This is a genomic window from Streptomyces sp. NPDC001985, assembly GCF_040296845.1.
Lineage (GTDB): Bacteria > Actinomycetota > Actinomycetes > Streptomycetales > Streptomycetaceae > Streptomyces.
Genome location: NZ_JBEOYB010000067.1, coordinates 23,766 through 46,738, shown reverse-complemented (window position 1 = coordinate 46,738; position 22,973 = coordinate 23,766). Strand labels below are relative to the sequence as shown.

General features: G+C 74.4%; 17 protein-coding genes and 5 tRNA genes. 15 read left to right on the top strand and 7 right to left on the bottom strand.

What is annotated here, in order from left to right; genetic code table 11:
• Positions 1-683 precede the first annotated feature (683 nt).
• From ABT122_RS26145 to ABT122_RS26110, 8 genes are all read left to right on the top strand, one after another.
• On the top strand, positions 684-1,769 hold the full coding sequence (locus ABT122_RS26145; protein WP_351557025.1) for a methionine ABC transporter ATP-binding protein: 1,086 nt from the start codon (positions 684-686) through the stop codon (positions 1,767-1,769).
• Entirely contained in the window at positions 1,766-2,569 is an 804-nt protein-coding gene (locus tag ABT122_RS26140) for a methionine ABC transporter permease (RefSeq protein ID WP_351557022.1), read from the top strand. Before ABT122_RS26145 ends, ABT122_RS26140 begins: the two co-directional genes overlap by 4 nt.
• A 54-nt stretch (positions 2,570-2,623) precedes the next feature.
• Positions 2,624-3,448, top strand: a complete 825-nt coding sequence (locus ABT122_RS26135; protein WP_351557019.1) for a MetQ/NlpA family ABC transporter substrate-binding protein — start codon at positions 2,624-2,626, stop codon at positions 3,446-3,448.
• Positions 3,449-3,618: 170 nt separating this feature from the next.
• Positions 3,619-4,254 carry a GNAT family N-acetyltransferase gene (locus tag ABT122_RS26130; RefSeq protein ID WP_351557016.1) on the top strand — a complete coding sequence of 212 codons (636 nt, stop codon included), beginning with the start codon at positions 3,619-3,621 and terminating at the stop codon, positions 4,252-4,254.
• A 312-nt stretch (positions 4,255-4,566) separates the two neighbouring features.
• On the top strand, positions 4,567-5,793 hold the full coding sequence (cbiE, locus tag ABT122_RS26125; RefSeq protein ID WP_351557013.1) for a precorrin-6y C5,15-methyltransferase (decarboxylating) subunit CbiE: 1,227 nt from the start codon (positions 4,567-4,569) through the stop codon (positions 5,791-5,793).
• A gap of 345 nt (positions 5,794-6,138) precedes the next feature.
• Positions 6,139-9,618, top strand: a complete 3,480-nt coding sequence (cobT, locus tag ABT122_RS26120) for a nicotinate-nucleotide--dimethylbenzimidazole phosphoribosyltransferase (RefSeq protein ID WP_351557010.1) — start codon at positions 6,139-6,141, stop codon at positions 9,616-9,618.
• 422 nt (positions 9,619-10,040) lie between these two features.
• The gene (gene cobA / locus ABT122_RS26115) at positions 10,041-11,273 is read left to right on the top strand and encodes a uroporphyrinogen-III C-methyltransferase (RefSeq protein ID WP_351557007.1); all 1,233 of its coding nucleotides are present in this window, start codon (positions 10,041-10,043) and stop codon (positions 11,271-11,273) included.
• A 66-nt stretch (positions 11,274-11,339) separates the two neighbouring features.
• Positions 11,340-12,158: a TrmH family RNA methyltransferase gene (locus tag ABT122_RS26110; RefSeq protein WP_351557004.1), complete on the top strand. Its 819-nt coding sequence runs from the start codon at positions 11,340-11,342 to the stop codon at positions 12,156-12,158.
• Positions 12,159-12,316: 158 nt separating this feature from the next.
• Here the strand turns inward: ABT122_RS26110 and ABT122_RS26105 are convergent, their stop codons facing one another.
• Positions 12,317-13,534: a serine/threonine-protein kinase gene (locus ABT122_RS26105; protein ID WP_351557001.1), complete on the bottom strand. Its 1,218-nt coding sequence runs from the start codon at positions 13,532-13,534 to the stop codon at positions 12,317-12,319.
• Positions 13,535-14,206: 672 nt separating this feature from the next.
• On the opposite strand from ABT122_RS26105, the gene ABT122_RS26100 reads away from it, so the two are divergent.
• The 3 genes from ABT122_RS26100 to ABT122_RS26090 all read left to right on the top strand — a co-directional run bounded on the left by ABT122_RS26100 (position 14,207) and on the right by ABT122_RS26090 (position 16,672).
• On the top strand, positions 14,207-14,413 hold the full coding sequence (locus tag ABT122_RS26100) for a hypothetical protein (protein ID WP_351556998.1): 207 nt from the start codon (positions 14,207-14,209) through the stop codon (positions 14,411-14,413).
• An 874-nt stretch (positions 14,414-15,287) separates the two neighbouring features.
• A complete protein-coding gene (locus ABT122_RS26095) occupies positions 15,288-16,262 on the top strand; it encodes a phosphotransferase family protein (protein ID WP_351556995.1) in 975 nt (324 codons plus the stop codon).
• Between the two features lie 65 nt (positions 16,263-16,327).
• Complete coding sequence (locus ABT122_RS26090; RefSeq protein ID WP_351556992.1) at positions 16,328-16,672, top strand: TFIIB-type zinc ribbon-containing protein; 345 nt, start codon at positions 16,328-16,330, stop codon at positions 16,670-16,672.
• Between the two features lie 66 nt (positions 16,673-16,738).
• On the opposite strand, the gene ABT122_RS26085 is transcribed toward ABT122_RS26090, so the two are convergent.
• The 5 genes from ABT122_RS26085 to ABT122_RS26065 form a co-directional block, all read right to left on the bottom strand.
• Positions 16,739-16,813 (bottom strand) — tRNA-Val (locus ABT122_RS26085).
• Positions 16,814-16,883: 70 nt separating this feature from the next.
• Positions 16,884-16,955 (bottom strand) — tRNA-Val (locus tag ABT122_RS26080).
• Between the two features lie 45 nt (positions 16,956-17,000).
• Positions 17,001-17,072 (bottom strand) — tRNA-Val (locus tag ABT122_RS26075).
• 1 nt (position 17,073) lies between these two features.
• Positions 17,074-17,147, bottom strand: a tRNA-Cys gene (locus ABT122_RS26070).
• A 37-nt stretch (positions 17,148-17,184) separates the two neighbouring features.
• Positions 17,185-17,257: transfer RNA gene (locus ABT122_RS26065), tRNA-Gly, on the bottom strand.
• Positions 17,258-17,425: 168 nt separating this feature from the next.
• On the opposite strand from ABT122_RS26065, the gene ABT122_RS26060 reads away from it, so the two are divergent.
• The 4 genes from ABT122_RS26060 to ABT122_RS26045 all read left to right on the top strand — a co-directional run bounded on the left by ABT122_RS26060 (position 17,426) and on the right by ABT122_RS26045 (position 22,003).
• Complete coding sequence (locus ABT122_RS26060) at positions 17,426-18,502, top strand: chorismate-binding protein (protein WP_351556989.1); 1,077 nt, start codon at positions 17,426-17,428, stop codon at positions 18,500-18,502.
• 22 nt (positions 18,503-18,524) lie between these two features.
• The gene (locus ABT122_RS26055) at positions 18,525-19,361 is read left to right on the top strand and encodes an aminotransferase class IV (RefSeq protein ID WP_351556986.1); all 837 of its coding nucleotides are present in this window, start codon (positions 18,525-18,527) and stop codon (positions 19,359-19,361) included.
• Between the two features lie 100 nt (positions 19,362-19,461).
• Complete coding sequence (locus tag ABT122_RS26050) at positions 19,462-20,301, top strand: GNAT family N-acetyltransferase (protein ID WP_351556983.1); 840 nt, start codon at positions 19,462-19,464, stop codon at positions 20,299-20,301.
• 118 nt (positions 20,302-20,419) lie between these two features.
• Positions 20,420-22,003 (top strand): GMC family oxidoreductase, encoded by a 1,584-nt coding sequence (locus ABT122_RS26045; protein WP_351556980.1) that lies wholly within the window; start codon positions 20,420-20,422, stop codon positions 22,001-22,003.
• A 7-nt stretch (positions 22,004-22,010) separates the two neighbouring features.
• Here ABT122_RS26045 and ABT122_RS26040 read toward each other — a convergent pair whose 3' ends face one another.
• A complete protein-coding gene (locus tag ABT122_RS26040; RefSeq protein WP_351556977.1) occupies positions 22,011-22,778 on the bottom strand; it encodes an IclR family transcriptional regulator domain-containing protein in 768 nt (255 codons plus the stop codon).
• Positions 22,779-22,973 lie beyond the last annotated feature (195 nt).

Sequence of the window (22,973 nt, the reverse complement as noted above, 5' to 3'; positions counted from 1 at the left end):
GGCGCGGGCGTCGCCCAGATAGCCCGCTCCTCAATCGCCGGAGGGGCTGAGGGGTGCGGCTCAATCGCCGGAGGGGCTGAGGGGTGCGGCTCGGTCGCCGGAGGGGCTGGGTGGTGCTGCTCAGCCGCCGGCAGGGCTGAGGGTGGCGCGACCGCGCCATGGGTGCGGCCCGTGGCCTTGACCACAGCACCACCACCCCACCACCCCCCCCGGCCCACCCCGAAAACCGCGCATCAGCCCAGGTCAGCACCCCCTCCCCCCAGCCCACCGCCCCGCACCCCCCGCGTCCGCATGACAGATCGAAGCTGTCCGCTATGCGGACAACCCCCTTCCCCCGCCGACCCCATCTGCTTTACTTGCCGACATGACCACGACGAGCAGCCGCACCCTTGCGACCGAGGCGATCACCACGCCCGGTGCTCGTTGTATGTGTCGAATGTGCGCCTTCTGAGGGCCCCTGCCTGTACCTCGCGCCCCGAAGTGAGACCGCGCCGCCGAGCGTGCCGCTGACCGCGGCCCGCCGTCGCCCCGCGCACGCGCCGAACCGACCGAACCCCGACCGGATGCCCTCCCAGGCGCCCCGGCCCCCGGACGTGCCGCGCTCCCACCAGAAAACCCGGAAGACGAACGCCCCGTGCCCGGCGAGGACGCTCGCCCCGCACTCGACAGTGACGGACATCCCAGTGATCACCACAACGGGCCTCACCAAGGTCTACCGCTCGCGAGGACGCGAGGTCACCGCCCTGGACGGCGTGGACCTCCATGTCAGAGAGGGCGAGGTGTACGGCGTCATCGGCCAGAGCGGCGCCGGAAAGTCCTCGCTCATCCGCTGCGTCAACCTCCTGGAGCGCCCCACCTCCGGCACCGTGACCGTGGACGGCCAGGACCTCACCGCACTCGCCGGGCGCGGACCGCGCGCGGGCAAGCAGCTGCGTGAGGCCCGCAGCCGCATCGGCATGGTCTTCCAGCACTTCAATCTGCTCTCCTCCCGCACCGTGCGGGAGAACGTCGAGCTGCCGCTGGAGATCCTCGGCCACTCCGGGAGCGACCGTTCCCGCAAGGCCCTGGAACTCCTCGACCTGGTCGGGCTCTCCGACAAGGCCAAGGCGTACCCCAGCCAGCTCTCCGGCGGCCAGAAGCAGCGCGTCGGCATCGCCCGCGCACTCGCCGGGGACCCCAAGGTCCTCCTCTCCGACGAGGCGACCAGCGCACTCGACCCGGAGACCACCCGCTCCATCCTCCAGCTGCTGCGCGACCTCAACCGGCGCCTCGGGCTGACCGTTCTGCTCATCACCCATGAGATGGACGTCGTCAAGACGGTCTGCGACTCCGCCGCCCTGATGGAGGGCGGACGGATCATCGAGTCCGGCACCGTCAGCGAGCTGCTGGCCACCCCCGGCTCGGAGCTGGCCGCCGCGCTCTTCCCGGTGAGCGGCGACGCCTCCGGCGACGACCGCACGGTCGTGGACGTCACCTTCCACGGCGACGCCGCCACCCAGCCGGTGATCTCCCAGCTCTCCCGTACCTACAACATCGACATCTCGATCCTGGGTGCCGCGATGGACACCGTCGGCGGCCTCCAGGTCGGCCGGATGCGGATCGAGCTGCCCGGCCGCTTCGAGGAGAACGTCGTCCCGATCGGGTTCCTGCGCGAGCGGGGCCTCCAGGTCGAGGTCGCCGACACGGTGACCCCGCCCCCGGCCGCCGCCGCTCCCGCGGCCCCCGCCCCCGCCGCCACCTCCACCGTTGCCAAGGAAGGTGCCAAGTGACCTGGTCGGAGATGCAGCCGCTGCTGGAGCAGGCCTGTTGGGACACGCTCTACATGGTCGGCTGGTCCGGTGTCATCGCCGTGGTCGGAGGGCTCCCCCTGGGCATCCTCCTCGTCCTCACCGACCGGGGCGGGCTGCTGGGCAACCCCCTGGTCAACAAGGTGACCGGTCAGCTCGTCAACATCACCCGGTCGATGCCGTTCATCATCCTCATGGTCGCCCTGCTCCCCTTCACCAAGGCGATCACCGGCACCACCATCGGCCGCGAGGGCGCGATCGTGCCGCTCGCGATCGGCGCCATACCGTTCTTCGCCCGGCTGGTCGAGACCGCCGTGCGCGAGGTGGACGGCGGGCTCGTCGAGGCCGTGCAGTCGATGGGCGGCAGCACCTGGACCGTCGTCCGGAAGGTACTCGTCCCCGAGTCGCTGCCCTCGCTGATCGCGGGCGCCACCACCACCGTCGTGGCCCTGATCGGCTACTCGGCGATGGCGGGCACCGTCGGCGCCGGCGGACTCGGTGACATCGCCACCCGCTACGGCTACATGCGCTTCGAGACCGAGCTGATGTGGATCACGGTGGCGATCCTCGCCGTCGTCATCTCCGTCATCCAGTTCGCGGGCGACTGGGCCGCCCTGAGCCTGCACCGCCGCGGGCGCGGCGGCTCGGCCCCCCGGCTGCGGCTCCTCCGGGCCCGCACAAAGGACCTTCCGCAGCCGAGGACCGCCCTGGACAGCGCCGAGGCCACCGCCGTCGGCCTGCCGTACCCCCGCTCCGACTCGGAGCGCGCCAAGTCCCTCTGAACCAGCCCCACCCGGGGCGCACCACCGCACCACTCATGGAGAAAGGCACTTTTCGTGCGTAACACCGCCAAGATCACCACCGCTGTCCTCGCCGCCGGAGCCCTCACCCTCGGCCTCTCGGCCTGCGGCTCCGACTCCGGCTCCGACTCGAAGGACTCCGCGCTCATCGTCGCCGCCACGTCCGTCCCGCACGCCGAGATCCTCGGCTACGTCAAGGACAACCTGGCCGCGAAGGAGGACCTCAAGCTGGAGGTCAAGGAGTTCACCGAATACGTGACGCCCAACACGGCGACCCAGAGCGGCGAGGTGGGTGCGAACTTCTTCCAGCACAAGCCGTACCTCGACGACTTCAACAAGAAGAACGGCACGACCATCGTGCCCGTGACCACCGTGCACCTGGAGCCGCTGGGCCTCTACTCCAACAAGGCCGACAAGCTCGCCGACCTCAAGGACGGCGCCACGGTCGCCGTGCCCAACGACACCACCAACGAGGCCCGCGCCCTCAAGCTGCTGGAGGAGAACGGCCTCATCGAGCTGAAGGCCGGCGCGGGCAACGAGGCCACGCCCAAGGACATCGTCAAGAACCCGAAGAAGCTCACCTTCAAGGAGCTGGAGGCGGCCCAGGTGCCGCGCGCCCTCGACGAGGTCGACGCCGCGGTCATCAACGGCAACTACGCCGTCGAGGCGAAGCTCAGCCCCAAGAAGGACTCCCTCGTCCTCGAATCCGCGACGGACAACCCGTACGGCAACTTCCTCGCCGTGAAGAAGGGGAACGAGAAGGACGAGCGGGTCGTGAAGCTCGGCAAGCTGCTCAACTCGCCCGAGGTGAAGAAGTTCATCGAGGACGAGTACGACGGCTCGGTCATCGCCGCCTTCTGAGCCCCGCTCCCGGCACACTCCACCGCCGGGGCCCCGCCCGCCCCACCGGGTGCGCGGGGCCCCCGGCTCCGGGACACCCCGGGCCCCAAGCGCGGGACCCTGTGGTGCGGTTCGCCCGGCCCATGCTGCATGCTGGGTTTTTCGGCAGGCCCCTGGTTACGGAGCGGCGCATGACTTCCACCTTCCCGGACGTGTCCATCAGCACGGAGCGGTTGGTGCTGCGCCCCTTCGAGGAGTCCGACATCCCGGCGTACACCGAGATGATGAACGACGACCAGGTCACCTCCTGGACCACCGCGCCCCATCCGTACATCAACGCCCACGCCCGCGACTGGGTCCGCAGGCTCGCCCCCGCCGAACGGCTCAGCGGCCGGGGCATCGCCCTGGCCGTCACCGAGTTCCTCACCCAGCGGCTGGTCGGCACCGTGAGCCTCACCCACACCAACTGGCGCACCCGTGCCACCGAGGCCGCCTATGTCACCGCGCCGTGGGCACGCGGCGAGGGGTACGCCACCGAATCGCTGCTCGCCACCGCCAAGTGGCTCTTCCGCGATCAGCGCTTCGAGCGGCTGGAGCTGCGCACCGCCGCCGGCAACACCGCGGGCCAGCAGGTGGCGCAGAAGACCGGCGCGATCAGCGAGGGAGTGCTGCGCAACGCCTGGATAGCGCGGACCCAGACGGCCGACGGCGGATGGGCCCGGATTCGCACCGATCTGATCGTCTGGAGTCTGCTGCCCGAGGATCTGGAGGGCGGCACGGAGGAGATGGCGGAGTTCGGCTACTCCTCCTTCACCGAACTGCGCTGAACCCTCCTGGGCTGAACCCCCACCGGGCCGCACCGGTCCGTGCCGACCGGCCCGGCCGCGCCGTCCCGCCCCGTCCCGTCCCCCACACTGCACCGCACCGCCTCCGCGCCCCCGCGACCGCACCACCCCGCCCGGCCCCTCCCGCCCGGGAACCCGCCGCCCGCGAGGGCCCGGACCGACCGGAAGCCGGCGGTCCACTGGCGCCGGCCGGTCCGAACTGATTCAGTGGGGCCCCACGCCGGGTACCCTCACCCTGGCCGCGTCCGCCGGCCCTCCACCCCACCTGCGACAACACCAGGGAGACTGACGACGATGGCCGACCGCGTCACGGTGATCGGCTGGGACGGCTCGCCCCTCACCGCCGCGGCCACCTCCGCACTCTCCGCCGCGACGCTCGTCGCCGGAGCGGCCCACCATCTCGCTCTCCCCGAAGTGCCCGGGAGCGCCGAGCGCATCCGCCTCGGCAGCGTCGATCTCGCCGCCCGCCGGATCGCCGGCCACCGGGGCACCGCCGTCGTCCTCGCCGACGGGGACCCCGGCTTCTTCGGAGTCGTCCGCACGCTGCGCGCCCCGGAGCACGGCCTGGAGGTCGAGGTCGTCCCCGCCGTCTCCTCGGTGGCCACCGCCTTCGCCCGCGCCGGCATGCCCTGGGACGACGCCCAGGTCGTCGTGGCCCACCCCCGCACCCTGCGCCGCGCCGTCAATGTCTGCCGCGCCCACCCCAAGGTCGCCGTCCTCACCTCCCCGGGCGCGGGCCCCGCCGAGCTGGCCCTGCTGCTCGAAGGCGTCCACCGCACCTTCGTCATCTGCGAGGAACTGGGCACAAGCCGCGAGCAGATCTCCGTCCTCACCTCGGACAAGGCCGCCGACCACGTCTGGCGCGACCCCAATGTGGTGATCGTCATCGGCGGCCAGGCCGGCCCGGCGGCGACCGCGGGCGGAGGCTGGATCGCCGGCCGCGCCACCGGCACCCCGCCCGGGGTACGCGGCTGGGCACTGCCCTCCCGGGCCCCCGGCTCCCCGGCGCCCGGCGAGGGCGAGTCGGAGCCCCTGCGCGCCGTCCAACTGGCCCGCCTCGGGCCCCGTACCGGCGATCTGGTCTGGGACATCGGCTCCGGCAGCGGCGCCTTCGCCGCCGACGCGGCCCGCTTCGGCGCCGCCGTGCTCGCCGTCGACGCCGACCTGGAGGCCTGCGCCCGCACCGACGCCACCGCCCGCCGCGCGGGTGTGCAGATCCAGGTGGTCCACGGAAGCGCCCCCCATGTACTGGAGCGGCTGCCCGAACCCGATGTGGTACGGATCGGGGGCGGGGGAGCCACCGTGGTCACCGCCTGCACGGACCGCCGCCCCGAACGCATCGTCGCCCACGCCTCCACCCGTGACGAGGCGGAGGCGATCGGCGCCGCGCTCTCCGGCGGCGGCTACACCGTCGAATGCGCGCTGCTCCAGAGCGTGGAGCTCGATCCGGGGGGCTGGGAGGAGCGCGAGCGGTCCGTTGTCTTCCTGCTCTCCGGGAGGCAGCCGGAGCGCGCCCCGTGACCCCGTCTGTCGGTGGCGCCAGGTAGGCTGACCGACCGTTGTACCGCACCCCGGCCGTTGTCGCCTCGTTCGCCGACACCGGGGAGAACCGGAAAGTCAGTGTCGCTTTGGCTCCGGTATGTGGTACGTCGTAGCCGGGGCCGCGCAGCGTGGCGCAGCCCACAGCGGACCATGGCGGATCTCCCTGTCGTGGCCGTGAACGGCCGCGAGAATGCTTGGAGTCCGTGGGGCGATCGTGCCGCGTGGCGCACGCGCTCGTTCTAGTCGACGGGCGCCCGCCCGCGCCACGGCCTGCCGTCGGGGGCGATGGGCGAAGGATTCACAAACGATGGGCGAGGGGTACGCATGACTGACACCGGCCAGATCCCGGGCGACGGGCAGCCGGGGAACGCAGGCGTGGTGGAGCAGCAGCAGCCGGGCATGCCCGGCCCTGACGCGTACACCTTCCTGGACCCCTCGCCGCAAGCCCCCGAAGAGGACGATCTGCTGCTGATGCCGAGCGCGCAGGGGGCGTGGAGCGACCCCCAGATCGTGCCGCCGGTCCCGCAGCCGGCGCAGCCGCTTCCGCGGCCCTTGCCCCAGCAGCCGGACCCGCAGTCGCAGCCGCAGGCCGTGGCGCAGGAGTTCCCGCCGCGGCCCGAGCCCGTGGCGCCGGACACGGTCCCCGCGCCGGAGCTGGCCGCGCCGACCGATCTGGGGGCTCCGGAGCACGCGGCGGCGGCACCGGGGATACCGCCCGTCGCGGACGCCGCGGCGGCCGGGCAGCCCGCGCCGGCTGCCGCCCCGCCGGTCTCCGCGACCGCCGAGGAGCAGCCCGGCGCCGAGGCGCCGGTGCAGACGCCGGCCGCGCCCGAGGCCCCGGTGGAGCAGCCCGCCGCCGTGTTCCCGCCGACGTCCTCGACTCCGACCCCGCCGCCGGCCAGGCGCCCGCTGCACATGGGCCCGCCGCTGCCCGACACCTCGGGCGGAGTGGTGCGTTCCCTCGCGGACCGGGGTCCGGCGGGCGCACCGCCGCACCCGCTGACCGTGCCGAGCGTCCCCGGCCCCGAGTACCTCGACACCCCGCGCGAGGAGCCGGTGAGCGCCCTGCCGGTGCAGCCCGCGGTGGAGATCCCGCCCCAGGCCGGCGCCCCGTGGGACAGCCTGCCGCCGCAGCAGCCCGAGCCGGCCGCGCCCGAGGCCCCGGTGCGGGCCGAGCCGGTGGAGGCTCCGGTGGAGCCGGTTGTCGCCGAGACGCCCGAGCCCGAGCAGCCCGAGGCGGAGGCACCGGCACCCGAGCCGGCGCCGGAGCCTGTCGAGGCCGTGGAGCCCGCGGCGGAGCTGCCGGCCGAGGTGGCTGCTGCTCCCGAGGCCCCGGAGGCCCCCGAAGCCCCCGGGAGCCCCGAGCCCGCACCGGTCGCCGGGGTGGCCGCCGAGCAGGCCGAGCCGCCCGTGGCCGAGCCCGCGCCGGTCGCGGAGGCTCTCGAGCCCGGGCTTGAGGCCGACCCCGAGGCCGTTGAGGTTCCCCCGGCCCCGGAGGCTCCCGAAGCCGCCGAGGTGGCCGAGGTCCCCGAGGTCGTGGAAGCGACGGAGCAGCCCGAGCCGGTACAGACCGTCCAGGCCGTCGAGACCACGGAGGTCACGGAGGCCACGGAGGCCACGGAGGCCGTCGACACCGTCCAGGCCGTCGCGATCGCTGAGGCGGTTGAGACCGTCCAGCCGGTGGTCGCGGAGCAGCCCGCCCCCGCCCCCGTACCGGTGATGGAACCCGCGCCCGCGTCCGAGCCGCCCGCCGCCGAGCCGGCGCCCGCCCCCGCTCAGGTGGTGGCGCCGGAACCGGCCCCCGTGCCCGCGGCCGTCGTCGAGCCCGAGCCGGAACCGGTCCCCGTGCCCGTGGCCGTCGTCGAGCCCGAGCCCGAGCCCGAGCCGGAGCCGGAGCAGGCACCCGAGCCGGAGCCGGAGCAGGCACCCGAGCCGCAGCAGGAGCCCGTCCCCGCGCCGGAATCCGCCCCCGTCTCCACGCCCGAGCCCGTCTCCGCGCCCGAGCCCGCCCCGGTCGCCGCCCCCGCCCCGCCCCCCGTCCCCGACCCGGTCGCGGCGGCCCCCGCCCGGAGCGCGCCCGCGCCCGGGTACGACGACGCCGAGCGCGAGGCCGTGCTCCGGGTGATGCGTGAGCGCCGGGACATCCGCAACGGCTTCCGCAGCGACCCCATCCCGCACGAGATCCTGCTGCGGGTCCTGGAAGCCGCCCACACGGCACCGAGCGTCGGCCACTCGCAGCCCTGGGACTTCGTCGTCATCCGCTCCGCCGAGACCCGGCGGACGATGCACGAGCTCGCCCAGCGCCAGCGCGACGCCTACGCGAAGTCGCTGCCGAAGGGCCGGGCGAAGCAGTTCAAGGAACTGAAGATCGAGGCGATCCTCGAAACCCCGGTCAATATCGTCGTCACCGCCGACCCGACGCGGGGCGGCCGGCACACCCTGGGCCGGCACAGCCAGCCGCAGATGGCGCCCTACTCCTCCGCCCTCGCGGTCGAGAACCTCTGGCTCGCCGCCCGTGCCGAGGGCCTGGGCGTGGGCTGGGTGAGCTTCTTCGACGAGCGCGAGATGGTCCGTGCGCTGGGGCTGCCCGAGCACCTCGAAGTCGTGGCGTATCTGTGCGTCGGTTACGTCGACGAGTTCCCCGAGGACCCCGAGCTGATGCAGTCGGGCTGGTCCAAGCGCCGCCCGCTGTCCTGGGTCGTCCACGAGGAGACCTACGGCCGCCGCGCGCTGCCCGGTGAGGAGCCGCACGACCTCCTCAAGGAGACGGTCGCCAACATCCGCCCGCTGGACGCCAAGGCGCTCGGCGAGGCGTGGGAGCGGCAGAAGCGGATGACCAAGCCGGCCGGGGCACTGGGCATGCTGGAGATCATCTCCGCACAGCTCAGCGGGCTCTCCCGGATGTGCCCGCCGCCGATCCCGGAGCCCGCGGCCGTGGCGATCTTCGCCGGGGACCACGGGGTGCACGCCCAGGGCGTCACGGCGTGGCCCCAGGAGGTCACCGCCCAGATGGTGGCGAACTTCCTCGGCGGGGGCGCGGTGTGCAACGCCTTCGCCAACCAGGTCGGGGCGGAGGTCTGCGTCATCGATGTCGGCGTCGCCGCCGACCTCCCGCCCGGCCCCGGACTGCTTCCGCGCAAGGTCCGCGCGGGCACGGCCGACTTCACCACGGGCCCGGCGCTGAGCCGGGAGGAGGCGCTCCAGGCGATCGAGGTCGGCATCGAGACCGCGCGCGATCTGGTGGCCGCGGGGAACAAGGCCCTGCTCACCGGGGAGATGGGGATCGCGAACACCACGGTGTCGTCGGCGCTGATCTCCGTGTACACGGGGATCGACCCCGGGGAGATCACCGGGCGGGGCACCGGGATCAACGACGAGATGCACGCCCGCAAGGTCGATGTGGTCCGCCGGGCGCTGGAGCTCCACGCGCCGGACCCGGCCGACCCGGTCGGCGTCCTGGCCGCAATCGGCGGGCTGGAGCACGCGGCGATGGTCGGGCTGATCCTGGGCGGCGCGTCACTGCGCACGCCGGTGCTGCTGGACGGGGTCTCGGCGGGCGCGGCGGCACTGGTGGCGCGGGCGATCGCCCCGGAGGCACTGGCGGCGTGCATCGCGGGGCACCGCAGCGCGGAGCCGGGGCATGTGGCGGCCCTGAACAAGCTGGGGCTGCGGCCGCTGGTGGATCTGGATCTGAGGCTGGGGGAGGGGACGGGGGCGCTGCTGGCGCTGCCGGTGGTGCAGAGTGCCGCGCGGGCGATGCACGAGGTAGCGACGTTCGACTCGGCCGGCGTCACCGAGAAGTAGCCCTCCGGGCCGGAGAGCCCGGGAGTCCTCCGGCCCGTCGGGCGTCGAGGGCGGCCCCCGGGCCACGGGCGCCCGGGCGCCTGCGGGACGGCGGCCGGCCCCCGGGCAGCCGCGCGGGCATCCGAGGTGCGGGGAGCCCGACCGGTTCAGGGTCCTCGCGCACAGGGTCCGTCCTCGAACTCCCCCGGAGCCGCCGCTGGGAGGTGCCCCCGGACGGGCTGGGTTTTCCCGCTCTGTCCGTGGACGCCGGACGGGCCGGGTTTCTCGCGCGGGCTCGGGATTCCCCGGGCTGTGGCAGGGGGCCGCAGGGTGGCCCCTCGGGAGGGGTGGGCGCGGGCGCACCGTAAAGTTGGAGGCGGCCGAGAGGGCCGGTTTCACCTGCCGCTTCGTCGGCGCAGCGCACCCCGAGGAGCCCCACCCCCATGGTCGATCACCCCGCCTACCCCGTAGGTCTCCGCCTCTCCGGGCGCCGCGTCGTCGTCATCGGCGGGGGACAGGTCGCCCAGCGCAGGCTCCCCGCCCTGATCGCCGCGGGCGCGGACATCGTCCTGGTGTCGCCGTCCGCCACCCCCTCCGTGGAGGCGATGGCCACCGGCGGCGAGATCCGCTGGGAGCGCCGCCGCTACACCCGGGGCGACCTCGAAGGCGCCTGGTACGTCCTCATCGCCACCACCGACGCGGACGCCAACACCCGCGCCTCCGCCGAGGCCGAGCAGGCCCGCGTCTGGTGCGTGCGTTCCGACGACGCCGACGCCGCCACCGCGTGGACCCCGGCGAGCGGGCGCTCCGAGGGCGTCACCGTCGCTGTTCTCACCGCGGGCCCGGACGGCCGCGACCCCCGCAGGGCCGCCGCCGTCCGTGACGCCATCGTGGAGGGCCTGCACAACGGCGCGATCGCCGCCCCCCACCACCGTACGAGAACCACGGGCGTCGCCCTCGTCGGCGGCGGACCCGGCGACCCCGACCTGATCACGGTCCGGGGCCGCCGTCTCCTCGCCGAGGCGGATGTGGTGATCGCGGACCGGCTCGGCCCCCGCGACCTCCTCGCGGAGCTGCCCCCGCACGTCGAGGTGATCGACGCCGCCAAGATCCCGTACGGCCGCTTCATGGCCCAGGAGGCCATCAACGCCGCCCTGATCGAGCACGCGAAGGCCGGCAAGGCGGTCGTCCGGCTCAAGGGCGGCGACCCCTTCGTCTTCGGCCGGGGCATGGAGGAGGCCGAGGCGCTCGCCGAGGCCGGTATCCCCTGCACCGTCGTCCCCGGCATCTCCAGCTCCATCAGCGTGCCCGCGGCGGCCGGCATCCCGGTCACCCACCGCGGCGTCGCCCATGAGTTCACCGTCGTCAGCGGCCATGTCGCCCCGGACGACGACCGCTCCCTCGTCGACTGGCCCGCGCTGGCCCGGCTGCGCGGCACGCTGGTCGTGCTGATGGGCGTCGACAAGATCGGCGCCATCGCCCGGACCCTGGTGGCGAACGGGCGCGCCCCGCACACCCCGGTCGCGCTGATCCAGGAGGGCACCACCGCCGCCCAGCGGCGGGTGGACGCGACGCTCGCGACGGTCGCCGACACGGTAGTCGCCGAGGAGGTGCGCCCCCCGGCGGTCATCGTCATCGGCGAGGTCGTCACCGTCGGCCGCCCGGCCACCGGCTGACCCCGGCCCCCGCCCCGCCCCCGCGCCGGCATTGGCACCCCACCCAGGAGAAGGCAGTATCACCCTGTGGCTGATCTCATCACCATCGAGGACCCCGACGACCCGCGCCTGCACGACTACACCGGTCTGACCGATGTCGAGCTGCGCCGCCGGCGCGAACCCGCCGAGGGTCTCTTCATCGCCGAGGGCGAGAAGGTCATCCGGCGCGCCGGGGAAGCCGGCTACGCGATGCGGTCGATGCTTCTCTCCGCCAAGTGGGTCGACGCCATGCGGGACGTCATCGACGAGCTGCCGGCGCCGGTCTACGCGGTGACCCCGGAGCTGGCCGAGCGCGTCACCGGCTACCACGTGCACCGGGGCGCGCTCGCCTCCATGCAGCGCAAGCCCCTGCCCACCGCGGCCGAACTGCTCACCACGGCCCGCCGTGTGGCCGTCATGGAGTCCGTCAACGACCACACCAACATCGGCGCGATCTTCCGCAGCGCCGCCGCGCTCGGCATGGACGCCGTCCTGCTCTCCCCGGACTGCGCCGACCCGCTCTACCGCCGCTCGGTGAAGGTCTCGATGGGCGCCGTCTTCTCCGTGCCGTACGCCCGGCTGGACGGCTGGCCCAAGGGCCTGGAGACGGTACGGGAGGCGGGGTTCCGGCTGCTCGCGCTCACCCCGCACGAGAAGGCCACCCCGATCGACGAGGCGGCACCGCACCGGCTGGACCGGGTCGCGCTGATGCTCGGCGCGGAGGGCGACGGGCTGTCGCCCCGGGCGCTGATGGCGGCCGACGAGTGGGTCCGTATCCCGATGGCCCACGGCGTCGACTCGCTCAATGTGGGCGCGGCGGCGGCCGTGGCCTTCTACGCGGTCACCACCGGCCGCCCCCAGGACTAGGTCGTCTCTTCCGGATCGTGCCGGGCTCGCGAGCCCCGGCACCGCGCCTCGCCGCGTTGTCGTCGGTCGCCGGCGCTCCGCGTGGGCTCCGTCCTCCGCCCTGCGATCCACGGCACCGGACCCCGCTCACCGGTCCGGCCCGATCCGAAAGAAACTCCCTAGAGCTGCTGCGCGGCGGCGATGCCCAGCGCCACGATCAGGGTCACCACGACGAAGACCACGATCCGCTGCCGCAGCAGCCTCGGGTTCGCGGGCCGCAGCCCGGACGAGGTCGTACGGACTCCGGAGCCCGTACCGGAACCCTGACGGCCCTTGGCGCGCCCCTTGGCCCGGCCGGCGGGCCGCTGCCGCTGGGGCCGGGAGCCGCCGGTACGCGACCCTCCGGTACGGGACGGCTGTGAGCGCGGCCCGGACCCCCCGGCCGTCCGGCGGCCGTCCGGCCGCTCCATCCGCTCGGTGCGCTCCAGCCGGTCCCCCCGCTCCGGGTAGCGCGCGGTGGGCCGTTCGGCCTCGATCCGCTCCCGCTGGGCCGGCGGCCTGCCCTCCGGCAGCCCCTGGGCCTCACGGGCGGCGATCTCCTTGAGCCGCATGGAGAGCTGAAGGGTGCTGGGGCGTTCCTCGGGGTCCTTCGCGAGACAGGCCCGCAGCAGCGGGGCCAGCGCGTCGGGCACTCCGTGGAGCTGCGGCTCCTCGTGCACCACCCGGTAGAGCATGACCTCGGACCCGCCGTGCCCGAAGGGGGAGTCCGCGGTCGCCGCGTAGGCGAGGGTGGCACCGAGGGCGAAGACATCCGTCGCCGGGGTGACGGCGACCCCGCGCACCTGCTCGGGGGCGAGGAAGCCGGGGGAGCCCACCGCCGTCCCGACATGGGTGAGCGTGCTGGCGCCGGTGGCCCAGGCGATGCCGAAGTCGATGATCCGGGGGCCCTTGGGGGAGAGCAGGATGTTCGAGGGCTTCAGATCCCGGTGGACGACCCCGGCCTCGTGCACCGCGACCAGTCCCTCGGAGAGGGCGGCGCCGATGGCGGCGACCTCGGCCGCCCGGAGCACCCCGTCCTCGGCCACCCGGTCGTGGAGCGAGGGCCCGGGGACGTACTGGGTGGCGAACCAGGGGCGCTCCGCCTCCAGGTCGGCCGCCACCAGCCGGGCGGTGCAGCCGCCCCGGATGCGCCGTGCCGCCGAGACCTCACGGGCGAACCGGGACCGGAACTCCTGGTCCTCGGCGAGATCCGGGCGGATCACCTTCAGCGCGACCCGCTGGCCGCGCCGGTCGGAGCCCAGATAGACGACACCCATCCCGCCGGCGCCGAGCCGCCGGTGCAGCCGGAACGAGCCGACGACACGCGGGTCCTCGCGCCGGAGCCGCATCATCGCCATGACCGTCCCCTACCTGGGGGTGGGGCCTGCCCACCCCCCTGCCTGCGGCGGGAGGAGGCCCCGCCCCTGCTGAACGGGTGGGAAGGCCCACCCCGCTGCCTGATCGTCCGTTTTTGCCGTGGCACAGCTTACGTACCCCTGCCCCGGTGCGCTCATAGGCCGCGCCCTCGGGGCCGGGTCGATTGTCGGTGCCGGCCGGACGCCCCGAAGTGCCGCCGGGGGGAGCGAGATCCGGCCGGGGTGGCCGGAGCCCGCCGCCAACGGATGCTGATCACAGGGGGATTGACCGGCGGCCGGGGGAGCGGAGGGGCCGGTACCGGGTGGGTGCGACACCACGCGTACGGACGAAGTCATGGCAAGCCGGACGGGGTGCCGGGCGGGTGGCGCACGGCGGGGGAGGGGGGCGGACGTGAGGGAAGTCACCCGCGCGGGGCCGTTCGGGCCGCCCACCGGGCATTCCCTCCGGGAAGACCCCAATACCGGGGCCCCTCTCTCCACCCAGGGGAGTACATCGAGGGGTGACGGCTCATCCTCCGGGAGGCCCGTCAATCGGTACGCGGGCATGACGTGGTGGCCCCGGTGAGTACCTAGTGTTGAGGTCAAGCGGCGGGTGCAGCACTCGTCCCCCGAGGTCAGGCACCCGCCGCTGTTTCATACGACAGGAGAGGAACCATGGCGGACACGGCAACGCGGACGATCATCCGCACGCAAGGACGCAGGGCTTCGACCGCGTTCGGCGCCCGCCGGTCCGGGCAGCGCCACCCCCTGGTGGCGACGGCCATGGTCCTTCCCCTGGCGACCCTGCTGGTGGTCGTCTTCGGCGGCTGGGAGGCAGTGGTCACACAAGCGTCGTCCGTGGGCGTGATGCTGGGGCGCTGAGCGGCGCCCCGGACCCGGAAGAGCGGTCCGGGTCGGGGACATCCGGCCAACAACCCCGTGGGGACGGGGGTGCGGCGGACGGCAAGCAATGGCCGGTCAGCTGGGGAGCTGACCGGCCATCGCGCTGCCCGCACCCGTACACCCACCCGGACCGGCGCTCGGACCGACTGGTCCCCGCCACCCGTGTACGGCTCGGCCGGCCTCCGCACCGACATCCCGACCACGTGTCGTGGGTGATCACCGGCACCCGTGAGCACGCGCCGTGCAGGTCGTCGCCGACAGCGCGTGAGCACGGACTGCGGGACGTCACCGGGCACTGTGAGCGCGGGGCTCGGCGTTGTCACCGGCAGTGCGACCACGCAGGGTGTGTCGTCATCGGCAGCACGGGCGCGGGCTGTGGGGTTCTCACTCACGCTCCGATCACGCGTCGGCGGGTGGTCACCGGGCACTGTGAGCGCGCGGCTCGGCATCGTCACCGGCAGTGCGACCACGCAGTGTGTGTTGTCAGCGGCAGAGCGACCACGGGCCGCAGGCCGACACCGGCACCCCGAGCATGCGCCGCAGGCCGTCACCGGCACCCGTGAGCACGCGGCTCAGTGTCCTCACCGGCGGCGCTGCCACGCACCGTGCGACCCACCCCCAGCACGGGCCGTGGGGGCTCTCACCCAGACCCCCGACCACACGTCGTGCGATCCACCTCCCAGCACCGGCCGTGGGCCGTCGCCGGCACCGACACGGCACCCAACCCACCCCGAGCTGCCGCGCTCGGCCGGGCCCGGCCCAGCCCCGTCCGAACCGGCCGGCCCGCCCGGCCCACCCCCCGGCGCTGCGCATAGGCTCCGGCGGGTACGACATCGCGCCCCGGGGGAGTCATGTGAGCACAGCCGTCATCGCCGCACTCGCCGGAGCGGCCCGGGCCGCCGCGCACCCGGGTGGCCTCCCCGGGGACTGTCCGGACTGCCGGTCGCCCGAGGCGGTCGTCCTCGCGGACCGGGACGGCGGAGTGGTCGTGCGCCACGGCCGGGCCGTCGCCAAGGCCCACGCGCCCGGTACCGACCCCGTGGGACACCGCGTCCGGCTCGCGGTCTCCGGCCACCCCCTGCTCGCGGGGACTCTGCTGCCGCCGCTTCCGCCCGCCGGCGCCCCGGAGGCCGCGGGCCGCCCCGTCACCCTCTGGCCGTACGGGGTGCCCGTCGACCCGGCGGACCCCGGCGCCGCGCCCTGGGAGGCGGCGGCGGGGCTGCTCGCCCGGCTCCATCTGACCGGCCCCGGCGCCCTGCCCGGTCCGCTGCCGCCGATGCGCGGCCCCGCCAAGGTGGCGCGGGCGCTGACCCGGATGCGGGCGGCGCCGGGGGCGCCCCCGGCGGCCGTCGCCGCCGTCGAGCGGGCCGGCGCGCTGCTGCCCGCCTGGGCCCGGGGGGAGTCCCCCGCGCCCCCGGCCGGCTTCCTCTGCCACGGCGATCTCCACCTCGGCCAGCTCGTCCGGCACCCGGCGCCCGCCGGCCCCTGGCTGCTGATCGACATCGACGATCTGGGGCTCGGCGACCCGGCCTGGGATCTGGCGCGCCCGGCGGCCTGGTTCGCTGCGGGGCTGCTGGCTCCGGAGGTCTGGCAGCGGTTCCTCGGCGCGTACACGGCCGCGCGGGGCCCCGCGGTGGCCGCGGCCGGCGACCCGTGGGAGCGGCTCGACCTGCCGGCCCGGGCGCTCACCGTGCAGACCGCCGCGCTCGCGCTGGCGAGGGCGGCGGCCGAGGAGCGCGCGCCGGACGAGGTCGACGGGGCGGTGATCGACGCCTGTGCCCGAATCGCTTCCCTCTCGGGCGAGTTGGCGGGCGGTCATCCGTCGTAGGCTGCTGTCGTCCGCCGCGATCATGCGGGCGGGACCGATCGACCGGCGAGGAGCTGAGTACGGCCATGCAGTGTCCCAAGTGCCACGCACCGATGCACACCTACAACCGCAACGGCGTTCAGATCGAGCAGTGCAGCGGCTGCCGGGGGATATTCCTCGACTACGGCGAGCTGGAGTCCCTGACCCGGCTGGAGGCCCAGTGGAACCAGCAGGCTCCGCCGCCCGCCCCGCCCGCCCCGGCTCCCGCCCCGCAGGCGTACCCGGCCCCTCCGGCACCCGCGTGGGGCGCCCCGCAGCACGGCGCACCCCACGGCGGCCACGGTCACGGCAGCCATGGCCATGGCGGGCACGGCCATGGAGGCCACGGCCATCACAACCGGGGCTTCGGCCGGATGCTCTTCTCCTCCTGAGCTACCCGGAGCACCCGTGGAACGACGAATCCCCCGGCCGTCGGGACGGCCGGGGGATTCGGGCGGTGGTGCGCGATACTGGGATTGAACCAGTGACCTCTTCCGTGTCAGGGAAGCGCTCTCCCGCTGAGCTAATCGCGCGGGGTTCCCGGACCGAGGACCGGGGCTGTACTGCCGGTGGTGCTGTGCCGCACCGTGCGGTGCGTGTGCGTGCGCGATACTGGGATTGAACCAGTGACCTCTTCCGTGTCAGGGAAGCGCTCTCCCGCTGAGCTAATCGCGCCGGGCTCCCGGACCGAGGACCGGGTTCGAATCCTCGCGGATTCAGTGGACGATACTGGGATTGAACCAGTGACCTCTTCCGTGTCAGGGAAGCGCTCTCCCGCTGAGCTAATCGTCCTTGGAGGTGGAGACGGGATTTGAACCCGTGTAGACGGCTTTGCAGGCCGTTGCCTCGCCTCTCGGCCACTCCACCCGGAGTGCGGGGGTTCGGGAAAAGATCCCCCACTTCGAGCGGACGACGAGATTCGAACTCGCGACCCTCACCTTGGCAAGGTGATGCTCTACCAACTGAGCCACGTCCGCTTGTCTGTTTCCGTTCCGCTGGCGCGTCCCGGCGACGTGTTGAACTCTAGCGGATTCCTGAGCCAGCACAAAAACGCGTTTCCGCAGCGTGCTGACGTGTGTTCGCCCCGCAGCGGGCGGAGCGCCGTCCGCCGCCGGGCCATCCGCGCCGGTCATAGACTCGGCAGCGTGCATGACCTCGTTCCTCTCGCCCGCTTCGGGCGGCTTGTCGCCACCGGCCTCCGGGATGTCACCAGCGACCCCGAAGCTCTTGACTCGTCCGGCTTCTGGGCTGTCGCCGCCGACTTCGAAGGGGCTCTGACCTGCGCCCGCTTCCAGGACGTCCGTACCGAACCGGTCCCGGCGCCCGTGCCCGGGCGCTGGCGCGGACCCGCCACGGGCGAGTGGACGTCATCGCTGGACCGGGCCGGCTACACCGCGGGCGTCCGGCGCGTCCGGGAGCACATCGCGGCCGGGGAGGTCTATCAGGCCAACCTCTGCCGGGTGCTCTCCGCCCCGCTGCCCGCGGCGGACACCGCCGACATCGACGCGCTGACCGCGCTGCTGGCGCGCGGCAACCCGGCCCCCTACGCGGGAACGATCCGCCTGCCCGCCCACGGGGTGGAGATCGCCACGGCCTCGCCCGAGCTGTATCTGCGGCGCACGGACTCCGTGATCGAGTCGGGTCCGATCAAGGGCACCGGCCGCACCGCCGGGGATCTGCTCGCCAAGGACCACGCCGAGAACGTCATGATCGTGGACCTGGTCCGCAACGACCTGGGCCGGGTCTGCGCCACCGGGACCGTGAGCGTGCCCCGGCTCTGCGCGGTCGAGGCCCACCCGGGCCTGGTCCATCTCGTCTCGACCGTACGGGGCGAACTGGGCCCCAAGGAGGGGTGGCGGCAGCTCCTGGACGCCACCTTCCCGCCCGGCTCGGTCACCGGAGCCCCCAAATCCGCCGCGCTGAAGATCATCGAAGCGCTGGAGACGGCGCCCCGGGGGCCGTACTGCGGGGGCGTCGGCTGGGTGGACGCCGACCGCCGCACGGCGGAGCTGGCCGTCGGCATACGCACCTTCTGGATCGACCGGGCCCCCGGCGCGGGAGCGGTTCTGCGGTTCGGCACCGGCGCCGGGATCACCTGGGGCTCCGACCCCGACCGGGAGTGGGACGAGACCGAGCTGAAGGCGTCCCGGCTGCTCGCGATAGCGTCGGCCCAGGACAGCGGCGCGCACAGCGCGTACGCCGCCGACAGCGCGGGCGGATGACGACAGCGGAGGGATCAGCCAGATGAAGCTTTGGGTCAACGGCGGACTCAGGGACGCGGACGATGCCCGGGTCTCGGTGCTCGACCACGGCCTCACGGTCGGGGACGGCGTCTTCGAGACCCTGAAGACGGTGGACGGCCGGCCCTTCGCGCTCACCCTGCACCTGGAGCGGCTGACCCGCTCGGCGCTGGGCCTCGGGCTGCCGGAGCCCGACCACGACGAGGTCCGCCGCGCCTGCGCCGCCGTGCTGGAGGCCAATCCGCTGCCGCGCGGCCGGCTCCGCGTCACGTGCACCGGCGGACTCTCCCCGCTCGGCTCCGAGCGCGGCACCGCCACACCCACCCTGGTCGTCGCGCACGCCCCGACCCCGGCCCGCCCCGACACCACCGCCGTGGTCACCGTCCCCTGGACGCGCAATGAGCGCGGCGCGGTGACCGGCCTGAAGACCACCTCGTACGCGGAGAACGTGGTCGCGCTCGCCAGGGCGGCGGGACAGGGCGCGTCCGAGGCCCTGATGGCCAACACGGTGGGACGGCTCTGCGAGGGCACCGGTTCCAATGTCTTCGTCGTCGTCGACGGCGAGCTGCACACCCCGCCCGTCTCCTCCGGCTGTCTGGCGGGCATCACCCGTGCCCTGGCCGTGGAGTGGACCGGCGCCCGGGAGACCGATCTGCCCTTCGACGTCCTGGAGCGGGCGGATGAGGTCTTCCTCACCTCCAGCCTGCGCGATGTCCAGGCGGTGCGCCGGGTCGACGGCCGGGAACTGCCGGGCGCTCCGGGCCCGGTGACCGCCAAGGCCATGCGGATCTTCGCCGAGCGAGCCGCCGCCGACCCGGACCCGGTGTCCGCCCGCTCCTGAGCCGCCGCCCCCGCCGGACCCTGCCCCGTGCCCCCTGTCCCCGGCCCCGCTTCCGTGAAATCGCGTGACGTGCGGCCGTCCAGCAGGTACAACACCCCTGATGACCACCACCCTGCGGCCGTCCGGGCCGCTTCAGCGGACGGCGGACGGCGGACGCTCGCGCGGCTACGAGGTCTGTGACAACAGCCGCCCCGTCGGCTCGGTCGAGATCGCCTCACTCCCCTCGGTCGAAGCGGGCTGCGGCACCGTGCGCGGCCTGCGGATCGCGGAGTCCGACCGCCGCAGGGGCCGGGGAACCGTCGCCGCGCTCGCCGCCGAGGAGGTGCTGCGCGGCTGGGGGTGCACCCAGGTCCAGGTGTCCGTACCGCCGGACGCGACCGCCGCGGCACGGCTCACCACCGCGCTCGGCTACACCGAGCGCAGCCGCACCATGGTCAAGCACCTCCCCGAGGCCCCGCCGGCGCTGCCCGACGGGGCCTCGGCGCGCCCCATGACCGCCGACGAGTTCGCGGTGTGGTGGGAGGAGGGCCTCCAGGGCTATGCCCGGAGCTGGGCCGAGCGCGGACTGACCCCCGCCGCGGCACGGGCCAAGGCCGAGGCCGACCGGAGCGCCGGACTGCCAGGGGGGCGGGCCACGCCCGGGGTCCGGCTGGAGGTGCTGGAGTACGCGGGGGAGCCGGCCGGCCATCTCTACCTCGGCCGCCGGGAGCTGCTCCCCGGCGAGCACGCCGCCTATGTGTACGACATCGAGGTGTACGGCGAACGGCGCGGCCGGGGACACGGCCGGGCGCTGATGCTGCACGCGGAGCGGTGTGCGCTGGCGGCCGGGGAGCGCCGGATCGGGCTGCATGTCTTCGCGGGCAATGAGCCGGCGCTCGGGCTCTACGCCTCGCTCGGTTACCGGACGACCGCCGTCCACTCCTTCAAGCACCTGCTGTAGCCGCGGCCCCCGCCCCCGCCCGGGGCCGCCCGCCCGCCGCAATTCCGTTGTTCCCGGAGGGCCTTGGGGCCTACGGTGCTCCAAGAAGGCGAACTTTGGTGCGGTAATCGAACATTCGATGCGTGGAGGCGTTGTGGTGGCACGGAACGGCTGGGATCTGATCGTGGTGGGCGCCGGGTCCTCGGGAGCGGTGCTCGCCGCCCGCTCGGCCGCGCGGGGCAAGCGGGTGCTGCTCCTCGAAGCGGGCCCGGACTACCGGTCCGCGCGGATGCCCGAGGTGTGGCGCTCGCCGAATCCGATGCGCGCCCTGCTCGACCCGGCCGCCGCCGGGGAGCTGATCTGGCCCGGCCTGCTCGCCACCCGCACCGAGCGGCAGGCCCCGGCGCCGTTCTGGCGGGGCCGGGGAGCGGGCGGCAGCTCCGCCGTCAACGGCCAGATAGCCATCCGGCCGCCGATGGCGGACTTCGAGGAGTGGGCGCGCGCCGGCTGCACGGGCTGGTCGCCCGAGGACGTACTGCCCTACTTCGCGAAGCTGGAGGACGACGAGGAGTACGGCGACACCCCCCACCACGGGCGCGGGGGTCCCATCCCCGTCCACCGCACACCCCGCGAGCGGTGGGGCGCGGTGGACACCGCCCTGGACCGCGCGGCCCACCGCGCCGGGCACGGCCGGGCCCCCGATGTGAACGCCCCCGGGGCGACGGGCGTCTCGCCCTACCCGGTCAACTCGCGCGCGGGCCGCCGGGTGTCGGTCAACGACGCCTATCTGGAACCGGCGCGGGAGCTGCCGGGGCTCACCGTCCGGGGCGGGGCGCTGGTCGACCGGGTGCTGATCTCCGGCGGCCGGGCCACCGGCGTCCAGGCGCTGGTGGACGGCGGCCTCGTGAGGGAGTACGCGGATCTCGTGGTCCTGAGCGCCGGAGCCGTCCACACCCCGGCGGTCCTCCAGCGCTCCGGCGTCGGCCCGGCCGGGGTGCTGCGGCGGCTGGGGATCGAGGTGCTGGCCGATCTGCCGGTCGGCCGGGGGCTCCAGGACCATCCGGTGGTGTTCGTCGGGATTCCGCTGACCGGGGAGTCGGCGGTCCGGACACCCGACGACCGGCACACCAATGTCTGTGTCCGCTACACCAGCTCCGGCCCGGACGCCCGGGAGAACGACATGATGATCACCGCCGGGAACCAGAACGTGCTGGCGATGGAGGTCGCCGAACTCCACTTCGGCGCGGGCGCCTTCGGGGTCTGGGTCAACCAGGTCCACTCCCGGGGGACCGTGGAGCTGGTCTCCGCCGACCCGGAGGCCCACCCGGAGGTGCACGAGCGGATGCTCTCCGACGCGCGGGACCTCGCCCGGCTCCGCACCGGGGTCAGGGAGGTGCTGGAGCTGGCCCGGGGCCCGGAGGTCGCGGCCATCGCCGCCGGGGCGCCCGACCGGCTCAACGCCGCCCTGCTCGCCGCCGTCGACGACGACGCCCTGCTGGACCGCCATCTGCTCGCCACCGCGTCCGACGCGCAGCACGCCACCAGCACCTGCCGGATGGGTGACCCCTCGGACCCCGGCACCGTGGTCGGCCCCGACTGCCGGGTGCTCGGGATCGAGGGGCTCCGGGTCGTCGACGCCTCGGTCTTCCCGGCCGTGCCGAGGGCCAACACCCATCTGGCGGCCGTGATGGCGGGCGAGCTGATGGCCGACCGGCTGGACTGAGAAGGCGCTAGAGCAACTGCTCGCGCAGCTCGCTCGCGGCGTCGTTGAGCAGGGAGAGCACCGCGCCGTGCATGGTCTCCGGGGCGATCCGCTCGACCGTGCAGCCCACGTGCAGGGCCGCGACCACCCGCCCGTCGCGCCGCCGCAGCGGCACGGCGATCGAGTGGGAGCCCATCTCCACATCGTGGGCGACATAGCTGAAGCCGTCCTCGCGGATGCGCGCGAGGACGGCCTCGGGCGGCAGGGGGGCGGCGGTGCGCTTGCCGGGGGCCGGGTGCGCGAGGAGGACCTTGCCGAGGGACGAGATGGCGGCGGGGGTGCGGTAGCCGATGTCGCTGCCCACCGCGATCAGCCGGTGGGGTACGGCACGGGCGACGATCAGCGCGTCCGCGCCGTCGAGCACCGCCACCGAGCAGGCCTCGCCCAGCTCGCCGGAGATCCGGTCGCAGACGGGCTGGAGCACGGCGGCGACGGGGCTGGAGTTCAGATAGCCGGCGGCGAGCCGCAGCACCCGCGGGGTCAGCTCGTAGGAGCGGCCGTCGGCCGCCAGATATCCGAGGTGCTCCAGGGTGAGGACGGCCCGGCGCACGGTGGCCCGGGAGAGGCCCAGCTCGCGGGCGAGCTCGGCCTGGGTGAAGCGGGGGCGGCCGGCGCCGAAGGCGGAGAGCACGGTGAGCCCTCGGGCCAGGGCCTCGGAGAAGTCGGCCGCGCCGGCCCCGCCGGGCAGCCGCCGCTGCCGCCGCGCCTCACTGTCCCCGTCCGCCAGCCGCCCCATCCCGCCACCCCGTCGACTCGCCCCGCCTGTTGCGCGGAGGGTATCCAGCGCACAGGTGTGCGTCAATCGAACCGCTCGCGCCCGCGAGGCCCGGGGCCGCGCGCGTCGGCCCGGGCGGCCCCACTCTCACCGGCCCGGCTCCGCCGGTGTTCGAGGCGCACCTTCCGGCGCCGCCGGTGCTTGAGGCGCGGGGGT